At 46.5% G+C, this 4229-nt stretch carries 5 protein-coding genes; 1 reads left to right on the top strand and 4 read right to left on the bottom strand.

The genetic code is table 11. The features are described from left to right. The 3 genes from QXE01_11820 to QXE01_11830 form a co-directional block, all read right to left on the bottom strand. A partial coding sequence (locus QXE01_11820) for an ATP-binding cassette domain-containing protein (GenBank protein MEM4971925.1) occupies positions 1-389 on the bottom strand: 389 nt, incomplete at its 3' end. 7 nt (positions 390-396) lie between these two features. Beyond that, positions 397-1479 carry a BMP family protein gene (locus QXE01_11825; protein ID MEM4971926.1) on the bottom strand — a complete coding sequence of 361 codons (1083 nt, stop codon included), beginning with the start codon at positions 1477-1479 and terminating at the stop codon, positions 397-399. After that, positions 1466-2437 (bottom strand): aromatic ring-hydroxylating dioxygenase subunit alpha, encoded by a 972-nt coding sequence (locus tag QXE01_11830; protein ID MEM4971927.1) that lies wholly within the window; start codon positions 2435-2437, stop codon positions 1466-1468. The genes QXE01_11825 and QXE01_11830 overlap by 14 nt, the downstream gene beginning before the upstream one ends. A gap of 189 nt (positions 2438-2626) precedes the next feature. Between QXE01_11830 and QXE01_11835 the strand changes: the two genes are divergently transcribed. Then, on the top strand, positions 2627-3763 hold the full coding sequence (locus tag QXE01_11835) for a hypothetical protein (GenBank protein MEM4971928.1): 1137 nt from the start codon (positions 2627-2629) through the stop codon (positions 3761-3763). A 76-nt stretch (positions 3764-3839) separates the two neighbouring features. Here QXE01_11835 and QXE01_11840 read toward each other — a convergent pair. Continuing rightward, the coding region (locus QXE01_11840; GenBank protein ID MEM4971929.1) for a hypothetical protein at positions 3840-4229 on the bottom strand (390 nt) is incomplete at its 5' end.

Below are 4229 nucleotides of genomic sequence, written 5' to 3' on the forward strand. Positions count from 1 at the left end.
CTAGCTGTTCTCATCACCTCCCCACCCAGCTCATCCCCATCGATCCCAGCTGCTCTCGCAACAATCCATATATTCTCCTCAGCTGTGAGCCCCTCAACGAGGGAGGAGCCCTGATAAGCCATCGATATACCCTGTCTAAGGGCGTCTCGAGGCGATCTGAAGATCTTCATCTCGCCTCTAATGAAAATAGATCCTCTTGAGGGCCTTATAGCCCCGCTGAGTATCTTTAAAAGGGTTGTCTTCCCAGCCCCGTTCTCCCCTAGAAGCACGTGGATCTCTTTCCCATATATCTCTAGATCTACCCCTGAGAGGGCTGTATAGCCCCCATCATAGATCTTCCATATATCCCTAGCCACTATAAGGGGCTCCTCCTCAGACCCTACCCCCATATTTGTTTCAACCCCACCTCCTAGGATCCCAATCCTCTATTATGGGGACAGATATCCTGCCCTCGACTATATCTTGCTTAACCCTCTCAACCTCTGCAACCAATGCTTGGTTCTTCTGTGCAAAGCTCGGGTTCCACACTAGCTTTGCCCATCCCTCCTTGATTCCCCACTTCGCTATCCCCCCAACCCATGTGCCGTTGGACTTCATCTCGGCTAGGTATTTTATGAATGGCCTTAGATCCCATACAATGCTAGCCACAAGGGTGTTGGGTGCTAGTTTGCTATAATCTATTATTGTTCCGAAGAAATAGACCGTTCTACCAGATCTATATGCCTCCTCCGCAGCCTGGTCAGCGCCATAGCTATCACCATATATCACATCTGCTCCCGATGCTATGAGGGCCTTCGCAGCCTCCTTAGCCTTTACGGGGTCGAACCAGTTTTCTATAAATATAGCCCTTATCTTCACATTGGGATTTACTGATCTAGCGCCTGCTGCAAAGGCGTTTATAAGCCTAACAACATCTGGTACCGGGTATGCTGCTACAACCCCTACCAGGTTGCTCTTTGTAAGCTTCCCAGCAGCGACTCCTGCTAGATATGCCGCCTCCTGGATCCAGTAGTCATATACAAGAACATTTCTTGGATACTCAATATTCGTTGGCCCCGATCCCTGGGCGAAGCTAACATTGGGATACTCCCTCGCAACCTTGATGGTTGTTTGGTGATAGCCCCAGCTATGGGGTATTATGATGTCATATCCAGCCTGTATATACTGTCTTATAACCCTTTCAACATCTGCCTCGGATACCCTTTCAACATAGCTATATATGATCCCCAGGTTCTCCCTAGCCCATTCCATTGCTCCATGCATGGCCTGGTTCCACGGCTCGTCGATCGGTGTTACATATATTACAGCGATCTTGATGCTCCTAGCTGTTTGAGTGGTGATCGTAGACCCCTTCTGAGGGCTGGGGGATAGGCCTCCTCCTAGGATGTAGAGGGAGGAGATGGCTGCGATTATCACTAGCACTATAGCTATAGATCCTAAGATCGCGATCCTCACCCCAGCCACCTCAAGCTGTTCCAAATGTGAGGCCTAGCTCCCTAAGCCACATCCTATATGCTATCGAGATCTTATCGGATCTCAGGTGGAGCTCCGCCTGCAGATCTAGGGGTAATAGCTCGGGCCTCTGGGACTCGACGACAGGGATATCCTGGGAGACGATCTTATCCTGAAAGCTCCTTATCTGATCCTCTGGAACTTCGTGGGCATAGTTCATAGCGATTATCATCCACCCAATACTCTCAGTCTGCTCCACAGGTGTTACTGTGTAGAATATAGAGAAGATCTTCCCATCTGATTCCTTTGTGAAATATGCTGTGAGGGGCCTTAGAACCTTATATGTATATACCTCCCACCTACCAACCCCCGTGCCGTCTGGGTTTGGCTGCCACACCCTGATATTCCTAGCCACGATCCCCTCCTCCGTCCTCACAACCTCGTAATCCGGTATCTCGGGCCTGCTGGGATCTCCTAGGAGGCCTGCATGTACGAATGGGAAGTGGGCTACATCTAGGAAGTTCTCTATCGCTCTAGGCCCGCTACTTCTAATCCTATACGGCCCGCAATAGATCTTTCTAAATGAGCTGTCATACCACTCAGCGAAGTACGGGACATCAGCCTTTGGATCTCCGAGGGAGACCCATATATAGCCGTATCTCTCAACAGCCCTATATGTCTTCACCCTAGCCTTTATAGGAGGCCTCTGATCAGGGTGAGCCGGGATCCTAACACATATCCCATTAACATCATACTCCCACCCATGGTATGGGCATACAAGCCTATCACCGCTAACCCATCCTAGAGAGAGCCTTGCACCCCTATGGATACATAGATCCTGCCATGCCATTACAGAGCCACTGCTGGATCTCCAGAGCACTATATCCTCCCCCAAGAGCCTTGCCCTCAAAACTCTCCCAACAGTGAGATCTGATGATCTGGCTACCACATGCCAGTCATTAACCAACACGGGATCCTGGATCAAACTCCCACCACTTCAGATTCATGTTAAAAAGCTTATAAGCATCAGCCATATACAGCGCTCTTATTTAACATAAAAATGTTAAAAGGTTGTTGATTTGTGCATTAATGGATCTATGAGAAGCTGTAGATTAGATCAGCTGGGCAATATGGGGGATATAGTCTTTCATAGATTCTTTAGGAGGGGATGCGATTGAATGGAAATGCCAATGATTCTAGAGTATCTGTTGGGAGAGTTGTTACTAGAGGATCTCTAGATAGCTGTGGAGAGCTTGTGAACGGGGGCTATGAGGTTGTGTTTGATGGCTATAGCTATGAGGATACGCTGGAGCCTCTGATCGATTATATAGGTGGTTTAGCTGATGGCTTAGGCGGTGTGGATAAGATCTATCTGGAAGGGGATGTTATATCGCCCGAGCTTTCTAGGGGTAATAGGTATGTCTCTCTACTATTTTGCGTGAGATCTGCCTATGGCGATTCAACATATATATCTCCCCTCGGTATGGGGGGTCTCGTATTTAGTGTTGATGATAATACTATAAAGAGCGTCTCAGCCATTCTAACGAGATCCTCTATATATCCCTTCCTAGTTGTTAGGCTATTTAAAATTCTATTCGATGGTGCGGGAACCCCCGATCTGCTTAGACGTGTATATAGATCTGCTGGGGATCTTCTCGATGCAACCCTGTCAAGGCTTAAGGTTCCTAAGAGATGCTCGATAGATCCTTCCGAGTATTCAGGCGGTTTTGCTAGATATATAGTTGTATATAGATGCCAGAGATCATATGTATCCTCCGTTATAGAGCCTAGCGTTCTTGCAAGGGTTTTTAGAGAACCTATAGAGGGGTTGATCCTGGATCACCATGTGGCATCGCTATACACGAGTAATAGGGATGCTGCATACTACTATGCAGCGATATTGAACCTCATGGTATATTTAACCATCAAGCATAGGATTGGGAGGCTTGCAAGAGACCAGTTTGGAAGACCCCTGCTAGCGATAAAGAAATCAGGGTTGGAATGGAGAGGTCTAGAGTGGCAGAGGGAGGTAGCAAGGATCTCTGAGGAGATACATAGAAGAAGGGGGGAGCTACTAGAGATCCTAGGGCTAAGAAGCGATCTAGAGATCTTCGAGTTGGTAGACAGATGCGAGGATAACGAGATTATAGAAACACTGAGAAGGGGTAGGGTTTCAAATATATTTAAGCATATAAGCTACTCCATGGAGAAGATCTCAGAGATCGTGGTTAGAAACACGAGCATCGAGAATATCATAGAGGCCATCAAGAGATATACAATTGAAAAGCCATATAGAATATATAAGGGCTAACCACCAAGCTACAGAATTCATTCCCAAGGTTGACTTGGTATAGAAAATCCTAGAGAGCAGAATAAGATCTGGATCTCTAGAGGGGATATTCCTCGTTAATAGATTCTCTTAGATCTCTGGGGATCAAGCTGTTTGATTTAATCAATAGAAGGGCTAGAGCTGCTATAAGCATGGGTATCCCCACAACCGCTATAGTGGCTATCCAGCTTATTATCACAAGATCTATTATCTTTATGCTTGCTCGATAAACATTCGCCTTAAGCATCGAGAGAGATCTTCTTAGTAGAATGAGTATAGCAGCTATACCTATATATAGTGTTGTGAATTGCTCGATATTTAAAAGAGATCTGTTTGAGGAGAAAAGGGCTATTATGGAGAGTATAGATAGAATAGCTATTAATCTCCTGATAGAGAGAAGGTTTAGGATATATAGCGATGATGCTGATATAGCGATGCCTAGAACACC

It is taken from the genome of Sulfolobales archaeon (assembly GCA_038897115.1).
Classification (GTDB): domain Archaea; phylum Thermoproteota; class Thermoprotei_A; order Sulfolobales; family AG1; genus AG1.